General features: G+C 63.3%; 8 protein-coding genes. 3 read left to right on the forward strand and 5 right to left on the reverse strand.

The window, feature by feature from the left end; translation table 11 throughout:
• Positions 1–251: 251 nt before the first annotated feature.
• Positions 252–4205 carry a trifunctional transcriptional regulator/proline dehydrogenase/L-glutamate gamma-semialdehyde dehydrogenase gene (gene putA / locus REH34_RS18075; protein WP_311968670.1) on the reverse strand — a complete coding sequence of 1318 codons (3954 nt, stop codon included), beginning with the start codon at positions 4203–4205 and terminating at the stop codon, positions 252–254.
• Between the two features lie 281 nt (positions 4206–4486).
• Between putA and putP the strand changes: the two genes are divergently transcribed.
• Both putP and REH34_RS18085 read left to right on the forward strand, forming a co-directional pair.
• Entirely contained in the window at positions 4487–5971 is a 1485-nt protein-coding gene (gene putP / locus REH34_RS18080) for a sodium/proline symporter PutP (protein WP_311968671.1), read from the forward strand.
• Between the two features lie 75 nt (positions 5972–6046).
• Positions 6047–6883: a 23S rRNA (adenine(2030)-N(6))-methyltransferase RlmJ gene (locus REH34_RS18085; protein WP_226504236.1), complete on the forward strand. Its 837-nt coding sequence runs from the start codon at positions 6047–6049 to the stop codon at positions 6881–6883.
• A 95-nt stretch (positions 6884–6978) separates the two neighbouring features.
• Here the strand turns inward: REH34_RS18085 and msrA are convergent, their stop codons facing one another.
• The 4 genes from msrA to aceE all read right to left on the reverse strand — a co-directional run bounded on the left by msrA (position 6979) and on the right by aceE (position 15961).
• Positions 6979–7629 carry a peptide-methionine (S)-S-oxide reductase MsrA gene (gene msrA / locus REH34_RS18090; RefSeq protein ID WP_311968672.1) on the reverse strand — a complete coding sequence of 217 codons (651 nt, stop codon included), beginning with the start codon at positions 7627–7629 and terminating at the stop codon, positions 6979–6981.
• 76 nt (positions 7630–7705) lie between these two features.
• Positions 7706–10399, reverse strand: coding sequence for an EAL domain-containing protein (locus REH34_RS18095; protein ID WP_311968673.1), 2694 nt, complete (start codon positions 10397–10399; stop codon positions 7706–7708).
• A gap of 943 nt (positions 10400–11342) precedes the next feature.
• Positions 11343–13304 carry a dihydrolipoyllysine-residue acetyltransferase gene (gene aceF / locus REH34_RS18100; protein ID WP_311968674.1) on the reverse strand — a complete coding sequence of 654 codons (1962 nt, stop codon included), beginning with the start codon at positions 13302–13304 and terminating at the stop codon, positions 11343–11345.
• 11 nt (positions 13305–13315) lie between these two features.
• Complete coding sequence (gene aceE / locus REH34_RS18105; RefSeq protein ID WP_226504240.1) at positions 13316–15961, reverse strand: pyruvate dehydrogenase (acetyl-transferring), homodimeric type; 2646 nt, start codon at positions 15959–15961, stop codon at positions 13316–13318.
• 382 nt (positions 15962–16343) lie between these two features.
• Between aceE and glnE the strand changes: the two genes are divergently transcribed.
• Complete coding sequence (gene glnE / locus REH34_RS18110; protein ID WP_311968675.1) at positions 16344–19277, forward strand: bifunctional [glutamate--ammonia ligase]-adenylyl-L-tyrosine phosphorylase/[glutamate--ammonia-ligase] adenylyltransferase; 2934 nt, start codon at positions 16344–16346, stop codon at positions 19275–19277.
• The last annotated feature ends 8 nt before the right edge of the window (positions 19278–19285 follow it).

A 19285-nucleotide genomic window follows, 5' to 3' on the forward strand; every position in this document is an offset into this window, starting at 1 on the left:
GCGGGTGGAGAGTTTCGGCGAGGAAAGTGGCGAAGCCTTTTACTTCATGCGTGTGGACCTGACAGAGGTCGCGGCGATGCAGCCCGAGGATGCGCACCGGTGAACCTTTCAGTCATGCGTCCTATGCCGCCAGGATGCACCCCGGCGCAGAGGTGCTCGTCCGCAGGTTCTTTGCGTACTGAGGGATAGGCAAAAAAAACCGGCCTGACGACGCGAGGTCGGCAGGCCGGCTGGTCGGCTGGCGGGGTGGGTCAGCCGATGGTCATCAGGCTGGCGTTACCGCCCGCGGCTGCGGTATTGACGCTCAACGCCCGCTCGATCACCAGGCGCTCCAGGGCGATATTGCTTTCACCCTGAGACAGCCCCTGCACGCCGACAATGGCCCCGGCGCGTTTGGCGATCTGCTGGCACACGCCGCGCAGTTGGTCCGAATCACCGTGATGGATCACGGCATCGAATGGCACGTCATCCTTGTTCCACTCCGCTACCAGGCGAATTTTCCCCTGCACGTCCTTCGGCAAGCGATTGCGCACAGCCTTGCCCAGTTCGTTCTCCACCCACACTGCATGGCTGCCCACCGACAGCGTGGCGGCCAGTTGCACCAGCAGGTCGGCTTCGGTTTCGGCCAGGCACAGCACGTGCTCGCGGGCCAGTATGGTGTAGCTGTTGCGCTCCCCGGTCGGGCCGCTCAGCAGGCGTGTGACGCCGCTTTGCGATTGCGCGGCGAACTGCTCGCAGACCTCTGCCAGCTCGGCGTGCTGATTGCTCGCAGCCCAGGCTTGCAGGGCGCGCAACGGCTTGAGCTGGACATCGCGCAGGCGCACATCCGGCGCCGTCGGGCCGTCCTGACGGTGCAGCGACGCGCTGATGGCATCTGCCGGGCAGGTCGACAGCAAACGGTACAGGTACAGCGGGCCGCCGGCTTTTGGACCGGTGCCGGACAGGCCTTCACCACCGAACGGCTGCACCCCGACCACGGCCCCGACGATGTTGCGGTTGACGTAGACGTTACCCGCGTTGACGTTGTCGAGGACCTTGGCGATGGTTTCGTCGATGCGGGTGTGCACGCCCAGGGTCAAGCCATAGCCCGACGCGTTGATCTGCTCGATCAGGCGGTCGATGTCCTTGCGCTGGTAGCGGACCACGTGCAACACCGGGCCGAAGATCTCGCGTTGCAGCTCGTCAAAGCTTTCGAGTTCGATCAGGGTTGGCGTCACGTAGGTGCCGCGCTTGATTTCGGCGCTGTCGGCGATGGCCATCTGGAACACGTTGCGGCCTTTGTCGCGCATCGCCTGCACGTGTTTGTCGATGTTGGCCTTGGCTTCAGCGTCGATCACCGGGCCGATGTCCACGCTCAGGCGCTCCGGGTTGCCCAGGCGGGCTTCGGCCATGGCGCCCTTGAGCATTTCGATCACGCGGTCGGCGGAGTCTTCCTGCAGGCACAGTACGCGCAGGGCCGAGCAGCGTTGACCGGCGCTGTCGAAGGCCGAAGAGACGACGTCGATGACCACTTGTTCGGTAAGCGCCGAGGAGTCGACGATCATGGCGTTCTGGCCGCCGGTTTCGGCGATCAGCGGGATCGGCCGGCCCTGGTTGTCCAGGCGCCCGGCAATGTTGCGTTGCAGCAGGCGCGCTACCTCGGTTGAGCCGGTGAACATCACGCCTTTGACGCGCTCGTCGCCCACCAGCCGGGCACCAACGGTTTCACCGCGGCCGGGCAGCAGTTGCAGCACGCCTTCAGGGATGCCGGCTTCGAGCAGCAGGCGCACGGCCTGAGCGGCGACCAGTGGGGTCTGTTCGGCCGGTTTGGCCAGCACCGGGTTGCCGGCCGCCAGTGCCGCAGCCACCTGACCGGTGAAGATCGCCAGCGGGAAGTTCCACGGGCTGATGCACACCACCGGGCCCAGTGGGCGGTGGGCGTCGTTGCTCAGGTCGTGACGAGCCTGCACCGCGTAGTAGCGCAAGAAGTCCACGGCCTCGCGCACTTCGGCGATGGCGTTGGCGAAGGTCTTGCCGGCTTCGCGGGCCAGCAGGCCCATCAGCGGCTGGATCTCGGCTTCCATCAAGTCGGCGGCGCGTTCCAGTACGGCGGCGCGCTCGTCCGGTGGTGTGGCCTGCCAGATCGGGCCGTTGCCCAGCGCGCAGAGCAGGGCGTTGTCGACGTCTTCGACGGTCGCTTCCTGGACGTGACCGACCACATCGCGGTGGTCGGCCGGGTTCAGCAACGGCTGGGGCGTGCCCGCGCTGATCGGGCAGCCGAGCATCGGTGCCGCTTGCCAGTCGTTATGGGCGGTGGCCAGCAAGGCGCTGGACAACGACGCCAGACGATGTTCGTTGGCCAGGTCGATACCGGCGGAGTTGTTGCGCTCGCTGCCATAGAGGTCGACCGGCAGCGGAATGCGCGGGTGCGGCAAGCCGAAACCGCCTTCCTGAGCCGCCATGCGCTCGATGCTGCTCACCGGATCGGCCACCAGCTCGTGGATCGAGATGGAGTGGTCGGCGATGCGGTTGACGAACGAGGTGTTTGCGCCGTTTTCCAGCAGGCGGCGGACCAGGTAGGCCAGCAGTGTTTCGTGGGTGCCGACCGGCGCATACACGCGGCACGGACGGTTCAGCTTGCCATCGGCGACCTTGCCCACCACTTGCTCGTACAACGGCTCGCCCATGCCGTGCAGGCACTGGAACTCGTACTGGCCGGGGTAGTAGTTCTGCCCGGCGATGTGGTAGATGGCCGCCAGGGTGTGGGCGTTGTGGGTGGCGAACTGCGGGTAGATGACTTCTGGCACCGACAGCAGTTTTTTCGCACAGGCGATGTAGGAAACGTCGGTGTACACCTTGCGGGTGTACACCGGATAGCCTTCCAGGCCTTCGACCTGGGCGCGCTTGATCTCGCTATCCCAGTAGGCGCCCTTGACCAGGCGAATCATCAAGCGATGGCGGCTGCGGCGCGCCAGGTCGATGACGTAGTCGATCACATACGGGCAGCGCTTCTGATAGGCCTGGATGACGAAGCCGATGCCGTTCCAGCCGGTCAGTTGCGGCTCGAAGCACAGCCGCTCGAGCAGGTCGAGGGACAGCTCCAGGCGGTCGGCTTCCTCGGCGTCGATATTGAGGCCGATGTCGTAATGCTTGGCCAGCAGGGTCAGCGACAGCAGGCGCGGGTACAGCTCATCCATGACGCGCTCGTACTGGGCGCGGCTGTAGCGCGGGTGCAGTGCCGAGAGCTTGATGGAAATGCCCGGGCCTTCGTAGATGCCGCGGCCGTGGGAGGCTTTGCCGATCGAGTGGATGGCCTGCTCGTAGGACGCCAGGTATTTTTGCGCGTCGTGTTCGGTGAGGGCCGCTTCGCCCAGCATGTCGTAGGAATAGCGGAAGCCCTTGGCTTCGAAACGCGTGGCGTTGGCCAAGGCTTCAGCGATGGTTTCGCCGGTGACGAACTGCTCGCCCATCAGGCGCATGGCCATGTCGACGCCCTTGCGAATCATTGGCTCGCCGCTTTTGCCGATGATGCGGCTCAAGGACGACGTCAGCCCGGATTCGTTGTGGGTCGAGACCAGCTTGCCGGTCAGCAGCAGGCCCCAGGTGGCGGCATTGACGAACAACGACGGGCTGTTACCCAGGTGCGGCTGCCAGTTGCCGTTGCTGATCTTGTCGCGGATCAGCGCGTCGCGGGTGCCCTTGTCGGGGATCCGCAGCAGGGCCTCGGCCAGGCACATCAGGGCCACGCCCTCCTGGGACGACAGCGAGAACTCCTGCAGCAGACCCTGGACGATACCGGCGCGGCCACTGGCGCTTTTTTGATTGCGCAGTTTTTCGGCGATGCCGGCGGCGACCTTGTGCGTGGCCTCGGCCATGGCGGCGGGCAGGCGCGCCTGCTCCAGCAGCATTGGCACGACTTCCTGCTCGGGGCGACGATAGGCGCCGGTGATAGCGGCGCGCAGCACCGACTGCGGGAGGATGCTTTCGGCGAACTCGAGGAAGCACTGATGGCTGTGCTCGACCTGTACTTCACCGGCGTCGTCACCGAGGGCGCCACCCAGACCGCTGAGCTCGTTGAGGGTTGCGCCCGCTTCGAGTTTCTCGAGGTAATTGAAGATCGCCTGTTTGATCAGCCAATGCGGAGTGCGGTCGATCGACTGGGCTGCCGCCTTCAATCGCTCACGGGTCGGGTCGTCGAGTTTGACCCCAAGGGTGGTCGTCGCCATTACAAATCCTCATCAAGGCCGCTGGACCCGCGGCATCAGGTGGCGTGCAGATTAGCTCGGCGCAAGGCTGGGTGCAACCGGGTGCAACCCACTTTTTGAAAGGATTGGTAACACTGTTGTGGATATGCGGCCACGGTTGACTGGGTATGCTTCCCGATGGTGCGCTAACCCCCATGAAATCAGAGGTATGCTCCTTTTCGGGGCATTTATTTCATTCGGCTATCTGGGTGCAACTCCGGTTGCACTTATAGGCCGCAGCCATAACAAGAAGGCATTAACTCATGACCCTTGGTAACCCTACTCTGATCACCTTTGTGATCTATATCGCCGCCATGGTGCTGATCGGACTGATCGCCTGGCACCGGACCCACAACCTTGCCGATTACATTCTGGGCGGGCGGCGCCTGGGCAGTTTCGTCACGGCGCTGTCGGCCGGCGCCTCGGACATGAGCGGCTGGCTGCTCATGGGTTTGCCTGGCGCCATCTATCTATCGGGGTTGTCCGAAGGCTGGATCGCAGTCGGGCTGATCACCGGCGCCTATCTCAACTGGCTGTTCGTCGCCGGACGCTTGCGGGTGCAGACCGAGCACAATGGCGATGCGCTGACCTTGCCTGACTACTTCGCCAGCCGTTTCGATGATCGCAGCGGCCTGCTGCGGGTCATCGCGGCGCTGGTGATTCTGCTGTTCTTCACTATCTATTGTGCATCCGGCATCGTCGCCGGGGCGCGCCTGTTCGAGAGTACCTTTGCCTTGACCTACGAGCAGGCGCTCTGCGCCGGGGCGGCGGCAACGATCGCCTATACCCTGATCGGCGGCTTTCTGGCGGTCAGCTGGACCGATACCGTGCAAGCGACGCTGATGATCTTCGCGTTGATCCTCACCCCGGTGATGGTCATGCTGGCGAGCGGCGGCGCCGACAGCGCGATGTTGGCCATCGAGGCGCAGGCGCCGGCGCATTTCGATGTGTTGCGCGGTACCACCTTCATCGGCATTGTCTCGCTGCTTGGCTGGGGGTTGGGCTATTTCGGCCAGCCGCATATCCTGGCGCGGTTCATGGCGGCCGACTCGGTCAAGTCGATCGACAAGGCCCGGCGTATTTCCATGGTCTGGATGATTCTGTGCCTGGGCGGCGCCCTGGGCGTGGGCTTCTTCGGTGTGGCGTATTTCTCTACCCATCCGCAGGTGGCCGGGGCGGTCGCCGAGAACCCCGAGCGGGTGTTCATCGAGCAGGCGCGCCTGTTGTTCAATCCGTGGATTGCCGGTGTGTTGCTCTCGGCGATTCTGGCGGCGGTCATGAGCACCCTCAGCTGCCAGTTGCTGGTCTGCTCCAGCGCGCTGACCGAGGATTTCTACAAGGCCTTCCTGCGCCAGCATGCCACTCAGCGTGAATTGGTATGGGTGGGGCGTGCGATGGTGCTGTTGGTGGCGCTGGTGGCCATCTGGTTGGCCAGCAACCCGGAAAATCGCGTGTTGGGGCTGGTCAGCTATGCCTGGGCGGGTTTCGGCGCGGCGTTCGGGTCAGTCGTACTGATCTCGGTATTGTGGAAAGGCATGACCCGTGACGGCGCGCTGGCGGGTATCGTGGTGGGGGCGGTGACGGTGATCGTCTGGAAGCAGTTCGCGCTGCTGGGAATGTACGAAATCATTCCGGGCTTCGTGTTTGCCAGCCTGGCCATCTGGCTGGTCAGCTCGGTGGGCGCGCCGACGGCGGCCATGCTCGAACGCTTCGATGGCGCCGAGCGCGCGTATCGGCGCGAGCGCTGAGGCGACCGTCCGGCCTCGCCGATTTTGGCGGTGGGGCCGGCACAGGGTAAACTCCTGCGCATTGCAGGAGTTGCCATGAATTATCGTCACGCTTTCCACGCCGGCAACCACGCCGACGTCTTCAAACATCTTGTCCTTACTCGTCTGATCGCCTTGCTGTCGCGCAAGGAGCAGCCGTTTGCCTCCATTGATACCCACGCGGGCCTGGGGCTCTACGATTTGCGTGGCGATCAGGCGACGCGCACTGGCGAATGGCTGCAAGGCGTCGCGCGCCTCTGGGAGGCGCAGGATGTGCCGCCTTTGGTCGCGGACTATCTGCGCGTGCTGCATGACATGAACCCCGATGGCGAGTTGCGCTACTACCCCGGTTCGCCGGAGTTGGCGCGGCGCCTGACCCGCCCGCAGGATCGCGTGTTGCTGAACGAAAAACATCCCCAGGACGGCCAGTTGCTCCGGGACAACATGAAGGGCGATCGCCGCGTGGCGGTGCATCTGGGTGAGGGCTGGCATGTGCCTCGGGCGCTGCTGCCGGTGCCGGAAAAGCGCGCTTTGATGCTGATCGATCCGCCGTTCGAGCAACTGGACGAGATGCAGCGTTGCGCCAAAGCCCTTAAAGAAGCCATTGGCCGCATGCGCCAGACGGTGGCCGCCATCTGGTATCCGGTCAAGGATCAGCGAGCGCTCAAGCGTTTCTACCAGGATCTGGCCGGCAGCGGCGCACCCAAGTTGCTGCGGGTGGAATTGCTGGTGCACCCGATCGAAACCGAGCAGAGCCTGAATGGCTCAGGGCTGGCGATCGCCAATCCGCCATGGGGGTTGGAAGAGGAGCTGAACCAGCTGCTGCCGTGGCTGGCGCAGTTGCTGGGGCAGACCCAAGGTGGTTGGAAGATGGATTGGCTGATTGCCGAGTGATAGCTGATGGCCCCTTCGCGGGCAAGCCTTGCTCCCACAGTGTGCGCAGTTAGAGCGGCGTACACCTGTGGGAGCAAGGCTTGCCCGCGAAGCTTTCAAGCCGCAGGCGGCATGCACACCCCGGTGCCACCCAGCCCGCAATACCCGCTCGGGTTCTTGGCCAGATACTGCTGGTGATACGCCTCGGCATAATAGAAAGTCGGTGCCAAGGCGATCTCGGTCGTGATCGCGCCCATGCCGGCCTCGCTCAGCTGGCTCTGAAACACCTCCTGACTGGCCCTGGCCGCCTGCAATTGCACCTCGCTGGTGCAGTAGATGGCCGAGCGGTACTGAGTGCCCAGATCATTACCCTGACGCATGCCCTGCGTGGGGTTGTGCGCTTCCCAGAACACTTTCAGTAGCGTCTCGTAGCTCACCTTGGCAGGGTCGAACACCACCAGCACCACTTCGCTGTGGCCGGTCAGCCCCGAGCAGGTTTCTTCGTAGGTCGGGTTGGGCGTGTAGCCCCCTGCGTAGCCGGCGGCTGTGGTCCACACGCCTGGTTCGTTCCACAAGCGACGCTCCGCTCCCCAGAAGCAGCCCAGGCCGAAGATTGCGGTTTCGAGCCCGGTAGGGAAGTCAGTCAGCGAATGTCCGTTGACGAAGTGCTCGGCGGGCACCGTCATCGGTGACTCACGGCCTGGCAGCGCTTGCTGCGGTGAGGGCAATTCGTTTTTGTTGACCAGGATTTCCGAGCGCAAGACCATGGGTCTTCTCCTCTGCAGGGAATGGGAAGTGGCAACAAGGATAGACCGACAGTTTGCTCAAGCGTTGCGTGGCGGGTCAGGCCGCTGGTCCGCGAGGGTAGCGTTTGAGGGCCTGGACGAGCTGGCTGCCGGGGATCGGCCGGTCGAACAGATAGCCCTGGCCGACATCGCAGCGGTGGCGGCGCAGGAACGCCAGCTGTTCGGCGGTCTCGATACCTTCGGCCACGACCTTGAGCTTGAGGTTGTGGGCCATTGCGATCACCGCCGAGGTGATTTCCATGTCGTCCTGGTTGGCCGGGATTTCATGGATGAAGCTGCGATCGATCTTGATGATGTCGATCGGGAATTTTTTCAGGTAGCTGAGCGACGAGTAACCGGTCCCGAAGTCATCCATGGCCAGGGTCAGGCCCAGGCTTTTCAGCTCGGCGAGCTGCAGGCGGGTCTCTTCGGTGGCTTCGAGCAGCAGGCCCTCGGTCAGTTCGAGCTCCAGCAGGTGCGGGGGCAGGGCCTCTTCTTCAAGGATATGGCGGATCGACGACACCAGGTCGGGATCGGAGAACTGCTTGGGTGACAGGTTGATCGCCACCTGCAGGGAGCCGATACCATTGGCGGTCAGTTCCTTGCTCATGCGGCACGCCTGGCGTGCGACCCATTTGCCGATCGGGATGATCAGGCCGGTTTCTTCCGCCACGCTGATGAATTGATCCGGGCGGATCATGCCGCGTTCCGGATGGTTCCAGCGCAGCAACGCTTCGAGGCCGAGCAGGCGGCCGCTGCGCAGGCACAGCTTGGGCTGGTAGAACACCTCGAGCTCGTTCTGGGTAAGGGCGCGGCGCAGGTTGTTCTCGACGAACAGTTTGTAGCTGGCCTCGGCGTTCAGCGCCTCGGTGAACACTTGCACCTGGTGCTTGCCGTTGGCCTTGGCCTTGTGCAGCGCCAGGCCGGCGTTCTTCATCAGCGTTTGCGGGTCGCGGCCATGCAGCGGCGCGCAGGCGAAGCCTACCGAGGCAGTGACGTTGATCAATTGATTGTCGACGAACATCGGCTTGTCGAGGGTGCGCAACACCTGCTGGGCGATCAATTGCCCGGCCTCGGGATCGACATCGTCAAGCAGCACCGCGAATTCGTTACTGGCAAAGCGCGCCAGGCTGCCGCTGCTGCTCAGGCTGTTGCGCAGGCGCCGCGCCAGGCTGATCAACAATTTGTCGCCGGTCTGGTGGCCGAGGCTGTCGTTGATCCGCTTGAAGTTGTCGATGTCCACCAGCATCAGGCTGACCGGGGCTTCGCTATTGCGGGCGAAGCGTTCGTCGAGGCTGCGAATGAATGCCGGGCGGTTGCCCAGGTTGGTCAGGTTGTCCGTATACGCCAGGCGTTCGATGCGCTGCTGGGCGAGCTTGCTTTGGGTGATGTCTTCATAGATGCCGATGTAGTGCGTTAGCTCGCGCTGGTCGTTGTAGACCTTGGAGATCGACAGCTGCCCCCAGTAGGGTTCGAGGTTTTTGCGGCGGCTCTTGAATTCGCCCTGCCAGCTGTTGCTGCTGACCAGCGCCGAGGGCGCGTCGAACAGCAGTTCGCTGAGGTTTTCCAGCGCGGGCAGTTCCGCCAGCCGGTGGCCGTGGACTTCATCGGGGCTGTACTGGGTGATGGCGGTGAAGCTGGGGTTGACGTATTCCACCACGCCTTCGCAATTGACCAGCAAAAACGCATTGGCGCTCTGCTCGACGGCGCGCTGAAACAGGTGCAGGGCGCTGGTGGCCGCGCGGCGATTCTGGTTGTTGATGACTTGGGCGACCTGGTCGGCCAGCTCGCCGGCGAAGGTGATTTCGTCCGCCTGCCAGGCCCGGGGCTTGCCTCGTTGCTGCAAGCAGAGCACGCCGACCACCTGGCCATCGACGCGGATACCGGCGTCCAGCACCGCATGGATATCACGGGCGCGCAGCCACTCTGCCATCTCCGACAGGCGCGGATCGGCCACGGCGTCGTGAGCATCGATAGCGCGGCTGGTATGCAGGGCGTCGAGATAGTTTGGATAGGCGGAGGTGTCGATGGCCGCTTCGGTGTGATGCACCTGCGTGTAGGCATCGTAGGAGATCAGGGGCTCCAGGCTGTTGCCCTCAAGCATCCACAGGCTGGCAAACTCGACTTCGTAGATCTCGCAGGCACTGCGGGTGATCAGCTCGGCGGCTTCAAGCAGCGGGTTGTGCGCGGTGTAGCGCTGGCGGGCGAGGCTGAGGATCAGCTCTTGCTGCGCGCGCACGCGATCCAGATGCTGCAATTGCTCAAGCTGGGCCTGCTGGTTGAGCTCCAAAGCGACCTGCAGCCGGCTGTTCTGGTTTTCCAGTTCCGCAGCCGAACCTTCCAGCAAGGGCTCGCTGATGTCGTCCACCGCCAGCAGATAGCCGCGCAACAGTTGGCGATTATGCTGTTTGTAGGGTTCGCCCAGTTCCAGCAATTGCAGGGGGCCTTGAGCGGTGTGCAGGGTATAGCGGATGAGGTAGTTGGACTGAGTGGCCAGTTGCTGCTGAATGACATCGTGCAGCTCGTAACGCGCCTCGGGCTCCATCAGGCTCGCATACGGCGAGCCGATCAACGCGCACAGCTCTGCCGCCGGGATACCGAAGGGACGTTCGCAATTGGGGTCGAGATACAGCAGGGCCCAGCTCGCCTCGTTCAGCCGTTCGAAGCGCAGCATGCCAAGGCGCGAGGGCACCGGCAGTTGCGTCACGACCTCGGCCACCATTCGGCTGGCGGCATCGGGTTGGCTTTTCATGGAGAGCTCACTTCAAGAGTTCAATCGCACGCGACCGGCAGGCCCGTGTTCTGGTGCGTCCAACAAGATTGCATGATGCGGCTCAGGCTGACAGGGGACGCAATGGCTCTGTGCCTTCATCCTATCGGCAGTAAAGCATTTTTCTTCAGCGGGGACTGTTTAAAAAACGATAAGAGGTTGGATATTTTCGTATGTGAACGGTTTCATCTGCGTCGAAGATCAGTTTCCTGGCTTGCACGCTCGGTGCTCTGGGGCGGTGGCGGGGGCGTGCGATGCGCCAGGGCTGCGGCGGTTAGGCTGGTCGGGGGGATGGGATCGGGGTGGTTCTGCTTTCGAGCCGGCCTTGGGGTCGCGGCCCCCGCCATTGGCCCTTCGCTTTGGCTCAGGGTGCCCGCGCTTCGACGCACTGGCGAGGGGCACGCCCCGATGGGCCTTCCGTGGCCCAACGGGGCTTAGCCGGCATCCATGCCGGCTATCCCCTCGCCAGTGCGTCGAAGCGCGGCCTGCTGGAAGGGGGCCGCGACCCCAAGGCCGGCTCGAAAGCAGAACAGTGATATTTGTGGTGTCTGCTCTTTCATGACATCGCTCAAATTTCGGCTGGTCCTTTGCTGCGGGCCTGTGCGGCCGCCCCTCCAGCAGGCCGCGTGGAGGCGCCTGAAGAGAGGCGATCCCGGCAGGATGCCGGGTCAGGCGCGTTGGGCCAGGGATGGCCCATTGCGCCGTGCCCTCTCTTCAGGTGCCGGAGCGCGGGTACCCTGAGCCTAGGCGAAGGGCCAATGGGCAGGGCGAGCCGCACAGGCCCGCAGCAAAGGACCGCACCCCAATCTCCAACCCAACCCAAAAAAGCAAAAAAAAGCCCCGCCACAAAGGACGGGGTTGAGGCTCCGAGCGTGGCAGCTCGAAAATCGATCGCCCCCGATTGGCAGGGGCGATGTGCAGCGAGTTACAGCAGGATCGTACGAATATCACCCAGCAGATCGCTCAGGCGCTTGGTGAATCGCGCTGCGGCGGCGCCGTTGATCACACGGTGATCGTAGGACAGCGACAAAGGCAGCATCAGCTTCGGCTGGAAGGCTTTACCGTCCCAGACCGGCTGGATGGTGGCCTTGGACACGCCGAGGATCGCCACTTCAGGTGCGTTGACGATCGGCGTGAAGCCGGTGCCGCCAATGTGCCCGAGGCTGGAGATGGTGAAGCAGGCGCCTTGCATGTCGTCCGAAGAGAGCTTTTTGGTCCGCGCTTTTTCAGCCAGGGCCGCCGCTTCGCCAGCCAGTTGCAGAAGGCTCTTCTGATCGACGTTCTTGATCACGGGTACCAGCAGGCCATCCGGGGTGTCTACGGCGAAACCGACGTTGACGTATTTCTTGCGGATGATCGCTTTGCCGCTCGGTGCCAGCGAACTGTTGAAGTCCGGCAGCTCCTTGAGCAGGTGGGCGCAAGCCTTGAGCAGCAGCGGCAGCACGGTCAGCTTGACGCCAGCCTTTTCGGCTACCGCTTTTTGCGCGACGCGGAAGGCTTCGAGCTCGGTGATGTCAGCCTGGTCGAACTGCGTCACGTGCGGCACGTTGAGCCAGCTGCGGTGCAGGTTGGCGGCGCCGACCTGCATCAGGCGGGTCATTGGCACTTCTTCGATTTCGCCAAAACGGCTGAAGTCGACGGTCGGAATCGGCGGGATGCCGGCGCCACCGGTAGCGCCAGCAGCTGCAGCGGCCGGCGCTTCCTTGGCCTTCTGCATCATTGTCTTGACGTACGCCTGCACGTCTTCCTTGAGGATGCGACCGTGTGGGCCGGAGGCACCGACGGCGCTCAGCTCGACGCCGAACTCGCGCGCCAGCTGGCGTACGGCTGGGCCGGCGTGAACCTTGGCTCCCGACGCAGCAGCCGGGGCCGCCGCAGGTGCAGCAGGTGCAGCAGCAGGCTTGGCGGTTTCAGCGGCAGGCGCGGCGGCAGCCGGTGCAGCGGCTTGCGCCGGAGCGGCAGCCGGCGCAGCACCGGCCACTTTCAGCTTGAGAATCAGGTCGCCGGTACCGACTTCGTCGTCCAGCTTGACGCTGATGCTTTCGACCACGCCGGCAGCAGGGGATGGAATCTCCATGCTGGCCTTGTCCGATTCCAGAGTGATCAGCGATTGATCAACCTCGACGCTGTCGCCGACCTTGATCGATAGCTCGATGATCTTGGCTTTGCCTGACGAACCGATATCCGGGACATGGATGTCCTGGACGCTGGCAGCAGCAGGGGCAGCGGCCTGAGCAGGCGCGGCGGCAGGCGCTGGAGCAGCTGCGGCAGGTGCTTCAGCCTTGGCAGGCGCAGCAGCCGGTGCAGCACCGGCCACTTTCAATACCAGGATCAGGTCGCCAGTGCCGACTTCGTCGCTGAGCTTGACGCTGATGCTCTCGACCACACCGGCAGCAGGGGATGGAATCTCCATGCTGGCCTTGTCTGACTCGAGGGTGATCAAGGATTGATCAGCTTCGACGGTATCGCCGACCTTGACCGAAATCTCGATGATCTGTGCCTTGCCCGACGAACCGATGTCCGGCACGTGGATGTCCTGGCTCGATGCCGCGGCAGCCGGCGCCGGAGCGCTAGCGGCAGGGGCGGGCGCAGCGGCAGGCGCTTCGGCCTTGGCAGCGGGTGCAGGGGCGGCGGCCGCAGGGGCTTGCGCAGCGCCTTCGACTTCCAGCTCCAGGACTTCGTCGCCTTCTTTCAGGCGATCGCCCAGCTTGACCTTGAGGCTCTTGACGACGCCGGCCTTGGGGGCCGGAATCTCCATGCTGGCCTTGTCCGACTCGAGGGTCAGCAGGCTCTGGTCGGCTTCGATGCGATCACCGACCTTGACCAGCAGTTCGATGACTTCACCTTCACCGCTGCCGATGTCGGGTACGCGAATGACTTCACTCACGGTGTTTCTCCTCAGCAGTCCAGTGGGTTGCGTTTTTCAGGGTCGATACCGAATTTGACGATGGCCTCGGCCACCACCTTCGGTTCGATTTCACCCCGATCAGCCAAGGCTTCCAGCGCGGCCAGCACGACGAAGTGGCGGTCGACTTCGAAGAAGTGACGCAGCTTCTTGCGGCTGTCGCTACGGCCGAAGCCGTCGGTGCCCAGAACCTTGAATTCCTTGGAAGGAACCCACTGACGGATCTGCTCGGCGAACAGCTTCATGTAGTCGGTAGAGGCCACGACGGGACCCTTGCGACCGGTGAGGCACTGTTCGACGTAAGTCTGCGCTGGCTTCTGGCCAGGGTGCAGGCGGTTGCTGCGCTCCACGGCAAGGCCGTCACGACGCAGTTCGTTGAAGCTGGTGACGCTCCACACATCGGCGCCGACGTTGAACTGCTCGCGCAGGATCTTCGCCGCTTCACGCACTTCGCGCAGGATGGTGCCGGAGCCCAGCAGCTGCACGTGGTGGGCCGCTTCCTTGGTGTCTTCTTCGAGCAGGTACATGCCCTTGATGATGCCTTCCTCGACACCGGCCGGCATGGCGGGCTGCTGGTAGGACTCGTTCATCACGGTGATGTAGTAGAAAACGTCCTGTTGCTCTTCGGTCATCTTCTTCATGCCGTCCTGGATGATCACCGCCAGCTCGTAGCCGTAGGTTGGATCGAAGGTGCGGCAGTTCGGGATGGTGCCCGCCAGGATGTGGCTGTGGCCGTCTTCGTGTTGCAGGCCTTCACCGTTGAGCGTGGTGCGCCCGGCGGTGCCGCCGATCAGGAAGCCGCGGGTGCGGCTGTCGCCGGCAGCCCAGGCCAGGTCGCCGATACGCTGGAAGCCGAACATCGAATAGAAGATGTAGAACGGCAGCATCGGCTGGTTGTGGCTCGAGTACGAAGTACCGGCAGCGATGAACGAGCTCATGGCGCCCGCTTCGTTGATGCCTTCTTCGAGGATCTGGCCCTTTTTGTCTTCCTTGTAGAACATCACCTGATCTTTATCGACGGGCTCGTAGAGCTGGCCGACCGAGGAGTAGATGCCCAACTGGCGGAACATGCCTTCCATGCCGAAGGTACGGGCTTCGTCCGGGATGATCGGGACGATGCGCGGGCCGATTTCCTTGTCCTTGACCAGCTGGGCGAGGATCCGCACGAAGGCCATGGTGGTGGAAATCTCACGGTCGCCCGAGCCATCCAGGATCGACTTGAGGGTATCGAGCGGCGGGGTCGGAATATTGAAGCTCTGCGCGCGGCGCTGTGGCACGAAACCGCCCAGTGCGGCGCGGCGCTCGCTCAGGTAGCGGGCCTCGGCACTGCCTTCTTCAGGTTTGAAGAATGGCAGGTCGGCCAGTTGTTCGTCCTTGACCGGGATGTCGAAACGGTCGCGGAACAACTTCAAGCTGTCGACATCGACCTTCTTGGTGTTGTGCGCGGTGTTTTTCGCTTCGCCGGCACCGGTGCCATAACCTTTGATGGTCTTGGCCAGGATGACGGTGGGTTGTTCTTTGTGGTTGACCGCTTCGTGGTAAGCCGCATAGACCTTGTACGGGTCGTGGCCGCCACGGTTGAGTTTCCAGATCTCGTCGTCGGACAGATCAGCAACCATCGCCTTGAGTTCTGGCGAGTTGAAGAAGTGTTCACGCACGAACGCGCCGTCTTTGGCTTTGTAGTTCTGGTACTCGCCGTCGATGACTTCGTCCATGCGACGTTGCAGGATGCCGTCGACGTCCTTGGCCAGCAGCGGGTCCCAGAAGCGGCCCCAGATGACTTTGGTCACGTTCCAGTGAGCGCCGCGGAACACGCCTTCGAGTTCCTGGATGATCTTGCCGTTGCCGCGAACCGGGCCGTCGAGGCGCTGCAGGTTGCAGTTGATGACGAAAATCAGGTTGTCGAGCTTCTCGCGGCCGGCCAGGGAGATGGCGCCCAGGGATTCCGGCTCGTCACACTCGCCGTCACCCAGGAAGCACCAGACCTTCTGCTTGCCCTCAGGGATGAAGCCGCGGGCCTCAAGGTATTTCATGAAGCGTGCCTGGTAGATCGCCTGGATCGGCCCCAGACCCATGGACACGGTCGGGAACTGCCAGAAATCAGGCATCAGCCAAGGATGCGGATAGGACGACAGGCCCTGACCGTCGACTTCCTGGCGGAAGTTGTTCATTTGCTCTTCGGTGATCCGGCCTTCCATGAACGCGCGGGCGTAGACGCCTGGCGAGGTGTGGCCCTGGTAGTAGATCAAGTCGCCGCCGTGCTCTTCGGTCGGCGCCTGGAAGAAGTAGTTGAAGCCAATGTCGTACAAGGTTGCGCTGGAAGCGAAGCTCGAGATGTGACCGCCCAGGTCAGAATCTTTCAGGTTCGTGCGCATAACCATGGCCATCGCGTTCCAGCGCACCAACGAGCGAATGCGGCGTTCCATGAACAGGTCGCCAGGCATGCGTGCTTCGTGGGTAACGGGGATCGTGTTGCGATACGGCGTGGTGATGGCATAGGGGAGTTGGGAACCACTGCGGGTTGCCAGTTCGCCCATGCGGGTCATCAGGTAGTGAGCGCGGTCTTCGCCTTCTTTGTCGAGAACCGACTCCAGGGCGTCCAGCCATTCCTGGGTTTCGACGGGATCGAGGTCTTGCATGGCTTGCTCCAGGGCGGAAAGGCTTCCAGAATCGAAGCCTGAGTTTGCGACGGCCTTGTGGGCAGACGATATTGAATTCTTGGATGGCCGGTAGGGTTGGCCGGCGGCGTGTAGTTTTACTACAAATTGATCTTCATTTCATGCTTTCGAGATGAAGGTGCGGTAGCGGAACTACGGTGCGGCGACTTGTCGCCCCCTGCCGGGTTGTGAGAATAATCGATACGGCGACCAAAACATAAGCAATCAAGGGGCTGCGTTTGATGAAATCTGCCAAAAATAGCCAGGTTTCAGCTATTTGCAACTTTTGTTCGACAGTCTGGCCATCGCCCTCCGCTCAACTTGCCTCTCTTTCTGCCACCGCTACGACGATCTAGGATAGACCATGAGCCTGCCTTCGCTGGTTGAAATCCCCGCCATTCTTGTCCCTTTGATCAGCCGTAATCGGCAGTCGTTCAAAGACGCTATCGCCGCCGCGCAATCGCCTGCAGGCCTTGATAAATGGAGCGTTGAACGCTGGGCAGAGTTCGATCGCGTGTGCGCGGCCAGCGACTTCGTCCTCGAGCAGGCGGTGCGCGAACCGAGCCTGCTGCTGGAGCTGGTCGACAGCGGCGATCTGGACCGCGGGTTCGCGCCAGGTGAGCTGTGTGCCCAGCTCAGCGCCGCCGTTCGTCAGGCCGACAGTGAAGATGCCCTCGGCAAGACCTTGCGCCGCCAACGCAGCCGTCATCAAGTGCGGATTGTCTGGCGCGACCTGACCCGCCAGGCCGATCTGGTGCAGACCTGCCGCGACCTGTCGGACCTGGCCGATGCCTGCATCGATCAAGCCTACCAGTGGCTGTACCCGCGCCATTGCCTGCAGTTCGGCACGCCGATGGGCCGGCGCAGCGGCGACGTGCAGCACATGGTGATCCTTGGCATGGGCAAGCTGGGGGCAGTGGAGCTCAACCTGTCGTCGGATATCGACCTGATCTTCGCCTATCCCGAAGGTGGCGAGACCGAAGGGGTCAAGCGTGCCCTCGACAATCAGGAATTTTTCATTCGCCTCGGTCAGCGGCTGATCAAGGCGCTCGACCCGGTCACCGTCGACGGCTTCGTGTTCCGCGTCGACATGCGCCTGCGCCCCTATGGTTCCTCGGGTGCGCTGGTGCTTAGCTTCAACGCGTTGGAGCAGTACTACCAGGATCAGGGCCGTGACTGGGAACGCTACGCCATGATCAAGGCGCGCGTGGTGGCCGGCGATCAAACAGCGGGCGCACAGTTGCTGGAGATGCTGCGCCCGTTCGTGTATCGCCGCTACCTGGACTTTTCCGCCATCGAAGCGCTGCGCACCATGAAGCAGTTGATCCAGCAGGAGGTCCGGCGCAAGGGCATGGCCGAGAACATCAAGCTCGGCTCAGGTGGCATCCGCGAGGTGGAGTTCATCGCCCAGGCGTTCCAGTTGATCCACGGCGGCCGTGACCTGAGCCTGCAGCAGCGACCATTGCTGCGTGTGCTGGCGACACTTGAAGGGCAGGGCTACCTGCCGGCCGCGGTGGTTGATGAATTGCGCGATGGGTATCTGTTTTTGCGCTACACCGAGCACGCCATCCAGGCGATCGCCGACCGCCAGACGCAGATGCTGCCCGAGGGCGATCAGGATCGCGCGCGTATCGCCTTCATGCTCGGCTTTGCCGATTGGACCGCCTTTCATGAGCGGCTGATGTTCTGGCGCGGTCGTGTGGATTGGCATTTCCGCCAAGTGATCGCCGACCCGGACGAAGAAGAGGACCACACCACGATGGTCGGCGGCGAGTGGCTGCCGTTATGGGAAGACAGTCAGGACGAAGAAGCCGCCTGTCGGCAGCTCGAAGACGCCGGCTTTCGCGATGCGCCACAGTCCTTGAAACGCCTCACCGACCTGCGTGGCAGCCCGCAACTGCGCGCCATGCAGCGCCTTGGTCGCGAGCGGCTCGATGCCTTTATTCCAAGGTTGCTGGCCCAGGCCACCGAACATGCGCACCCGGATCTGGTACTTGAACGCGTATTGCCGCTGGTCGAAGCGGTGGCGCGGCGCTCGGCCTACCTGGTGTTGCTGACCGAGAACCCCGACGCCTTGCGCCGCTTGCTGACCCTGTGCGCGGCCAGCCCGTGGATCGCCGAGCAGATCACCCGCTTCCCGCTGTTGCTCGATGAACTGCTCAATGCAAGCCGCCTGTTCAACCCGCCCCAGGCGCTGGAGCTGGCGGCCGAACTGCGCGAGCGTCTGACCCGCATCCCCGAGGATGATCTCGAGCAGCAGATGGAAGCGCTGCGCCACTTCAAGCTGGCGCACCGCCTGCGTGTTGCCGCCTCGGAGATCACCGGCAGCCTGCCCTTGATGAAGGTCAGCGATTACCTGACCTGGCTGGCCGAGGCCATCCTTGAACAGGTGCTGGCCCTGGCCTGGCGCCAGACCGTGGCCCGGCACGGTGTGCCGATGCGCAACGATGGCAGCCTGTGCGAGCCGGGCTTCGTGATCATTGGTTACGGCAAGGTGGGCGGCATCGAGCTGGGTCATGGTTCGGACCTCGACCTGGTGTTCATCCACGACGGCGATCCGCAGGCCGAAACCGACGGTGCCAAGCCTATCGATGGTGCGCAGTTCTTCACCCGCCTGGGCCAGCGCATCATTCACCTGCTGACCGCGCAGACCAACTCCGGCCAGCTCTATGAAGTCGATATGCGCCTGCGGCCCTCGGGCGCCGCCGGGTTGCTGGTGAGCTCGCTGGGCGCCTTCTCCCGCTATCAGGAGGGTGAGGCCTGGACCTGGGAGCATCAGGCCCTGGTCCGGGCGCGGGTGTTGGTGGGCGCGGCGGATGTCGGCGCCGCGTTCGAGCAGGTGCGCGCCCATGTGCTGGGGCGCCGACGCGACGAAGCGAGCCTGCGCCAGGAGGTCAGCGAGATGCGCGCGAAGATGCGCGACAATCTGGGAACCCGTGCCACCCAGGCCGGAATGGGCGCCAACGCCTTCGACGCCAGCGCCTCGTTCGACCTCAAGCAAGACGCCGGAGGTATCGTCGATATCGAATTTATGGTGCAATACGCCGCTTTGGCGTGGTCCAGGGCGCATCCTGAGCTGCTGCGCTACACCGACAACATCCGCATTCTGGAAGGGCTGGAAGAGGCCGGGCTAATGCCCCAGGCCGATGCCGTGCTGCTGCGTGAAGCCTACAAGGCCTACCGCTCGGTCGCGCACCGCCAGGCCTTGCAGAATCAGACCGGGGTCATTGCCGCAGACCAGTTCGGCACCGAGCGACGCGAGGTGATGCGTATCTGGGCGCAGCTGGGGCTCGGTTGATGCCTGCC

It is taken from the genome of Pseudomonas baltica (assembly GCF_031880315.1).
Classification (GTDB): Bacteria; Pseudomonadota; Gammaproteobacteria; order Pseudomonadales; family Pseudomonadaceae; genus Aquipseudomonas.

Bases quoted from the DNA above. Each gene is read 5' to 3' on its own strand.
- putA (WP_311968670.1), bottom strand. From the start codon at position 4,205: ATGGCGACGACCACCCTTGGGGTCAAACTCGACGACCCGACCCGTGAG.
- putP (WP_311968671.1), top strand. From the start codon at position 4,487: ATGACCCTTGGTAACCCTACTCTGATCACCTTTGTGATCTATATCGCC.
- REH34_RS18085 (WP_226504236.1), top strand. From the start codon at position 6,047: ATGAATTATCGTCACGCTTTCCACGCCGGCAACCACGCCGACGTCTTC.
- msrA (WP_311968672.1), bottom strand. From the start codon at position 7,629: ATGGTCTTGCGCTCGGAAATCCTGGTCAACAAAAACGAATTGCCCTCA.
- REH34_RS18095 (WP_311968673.1), bottom strand. From the start codon at position 10,399: ATGAAAAGCCAACCCGATGCCGCCAGCCGAATGGTGGCCGAGGTCGTG.
- aceE (WP_226504240.1), bottom strand. From the start codon at position 15,961: ATGCAAGACCTCGATCCCGTCGAAACCCAGGAATGGCTGGACGCCCTG.
- glnE (WP_311968675.1), top strand. From the start codon at position 16,344: ATGAGCCTGCCTTCGCTGGTTGAAATCCCCGCCATTCTTGTCCCTTTG.